The organism is Lishizhenia sp., from assembly GCF_033720595.1.
Taxonomy (GTDB): Bacteria; Bacteroidota; Bacteroidia; order Flavobacteriales_D; family Crocinitomicaceae; genus Lishizhenia.
Genome location: NZ_JAWWCF010000292.1, coordinates 1 through 2243, shown reverse-complemented (window position 1 = coordinate 2243; position 2243 = coordinate 1). Strand labels below are relative to the sequence as shown.

Annotated in this window: 2 protein-coding genes; one reads left to right on the top strand and one right to left on the bottom strand. The window is 35.2% G+C overall.

Features of this window, described 5'->3' with window-relative positions; translation table 11 throughout:
* The first annotated feature begins 497 nt into the window (after positions 1-497).
* Positions 498-1064 (top strand): hypothetical protein, encoded by a 567-nt coding sequence (locus R3333_RS14165; RefSeq protein ID WP_318959421.1) that lies wholly within the window; start codon positions 498-500, stop codon positions 1062-1064.
* 56 nt (positions 1065-1120) lie between these two features.
* On the opposite strand, the gene R3333_RS14160 is transcribed toward R3333_RS14165, so the two are convergent.
* A partial coding sequence (locus R3333_RS14160) for a DUF5686 family protein (protein WP_318959420.1) occupies positions 1121-2243 on the bottom strand: 1123 nt, incomplete at its 5' end.

The window sequence follows — 2243 nt, the reverse complement described above, 5'->3', positions numbered from 1 at the left end:
ATCCATCCTAAAAGGCAAAAAGCGAATATCATTGTTAATCTCATGGTATATTGTTTTAATGTTCTCTTTTTAGATGACAACGTCTTAAGAATTCCATAAAATTATTTTGATATTTTTTATGTTGAGGTGAATAAACCTTATTTAAACCATACTTACAACCCTGATTAGTCGCATGTTGGCCAAAACCACAATCCTCTCTACTTTTTGGAAACAAAGAATATCTTTCGTAAATTAAAATTCAACCTAACTCTAAAATCATGGATCTAACTGAATTCTTCCGAAGATTCGGAACCGAAAAAAAATGTATTCATTTCCTTAAACTGCAACGTGAACGCATTGGTATTCAATGTCCAAATTGCCAGCAAACTGTAAATAATTGGCGCCCCAAGCATAATTACTGGAGATGCTCCTGCGGTCGAAAAATTTCACTTAAAAGCGGAACGCTTATGCAATCCTCTAAAGTACCTTACAGGGCCTGGTTTAAGGCTATATTTTTAATGACACATGTAAAAAAATCGTATTCAATACTCGAATTATCTAGACTTCTCGGAATAAAAAGGTACAGAACAGTTTGGTACCTCAGTATGAAAATAAGGATGGCCATGGGGGATGAAGTCTTGGCCAAAGAGTACTTTCTATTTCTAACGCTTTTATCGAAGGATAAATGTCACCCTTCACAGCTAAAAGCTATTCAGAATTACTCTATAACTGCTATCTTCAAATCACCGGCAAACTGTAGGGATGAAATTAATTTAATCGCTCCACTTAAAATCCAACAAAATGTAAATACAGTTGAACACTCACTCATAAAATCAGGATATCGTTGTTTAAAGATTTTTAATGCTCAAAAAAAAATAGAGATGAAAGAGCCTCATTTCCCTGTTAAAACAAAGATTAAAAATTGGCTGAACTATATCATGTCAAATGAAAATAGGAATTTAAATGGTATACATCATGGTGTAAGTTTTCTTCATTTACAGAAATACTTATTCGAATATTCATTCAATTATAATTTGAGGTATCAAAATAAATTTAAAATTTTGATGAAAAGAGTTTTAAGTTAAACTTGGCAACTATGCGACTAATCAGGATAATAATTCACCTATCCACACCCCAACCATCAATACCAAAAAGTCATATCCTCAGGATCCAAAAAGTTCATACTTATCCTAAAGGTACTCCGCGTATTGATTTGGTTTCCATCTGAAACCACATAGTACAACCCAAGTCTAAAACGTTGTTTCTTCAGTTTAAACACACGTTCTATACCCGCAAACATTTCATAATGTGTCCAACTATGTTCCGGAACGTATAGGTAACCACCTCCACCTACAGATGTTACACGCAAACGTTTCATAAATGGCACCTTGTTTAATAGAGCACCGTTAAAATGATGAATAAAGTGTGATTCAAAATACCAATTCAAAGTGGGAAGTGAAGTATCCAAATCTTGATATCCGGTTAATGGATTGGTTAAATAAATCGGGTCTGACCTTCTGTGGTATTTATAGTCAATCTCACGCAATACCTTTGTGTTCAAAAATCTTCCAGATTTAATATGATACGATGATGTTCCAAAAGTTGAAATTTTAAAACTCTGACGTAATCCAAACAGGAGGTAGTCATGATTAACGTCGCTGCCAAACAGACTAGGAATTCCTTTTTCCCAATACATGTATACTGTAGGCCATCTAGAACCTAAAATCACTTTTCTATGCGGTTCTCTCATGTATTTTTGAAAAGGAGTATAAGCCAAATGAATTTTACTCATAAAAGCCTGGTAGGTATCAAAGGACGCAGGTGGCTTGTTATTGAGTACCTCGTCGAATTCCTGGATAAAATTAGTTCCCTCTGCTACCGATCTTCTTTCGGTAAAGTTAAATTCTACGTTCAACATCAATCCGTTAAACAACTCATAGTTATGGTATACTGACAAGCTCGTTTTCTCGATAAAGTTTTCACGTAAAATCATATTTGTCACTCCATCGTTAGAACGAATAACGCCATAGTCATGGCTCACCATTGCACCGATTCGTCCCGTTTTAAAAGGATCATATAAATAACGTGCCGATACTCTACCTTTTACATCCTCGTTTAAAAAACCATAATGCAAGTGCGTATAAGAATCAAATCGTTTTTCATTCTCCCATTTTTTATCCCACCAAAGCATTTCCCCGATGCGTGGACCGGCAATATAAACAGGCTGCACCATGGAGGCTAATGAACCTAACACCCATTGCCTT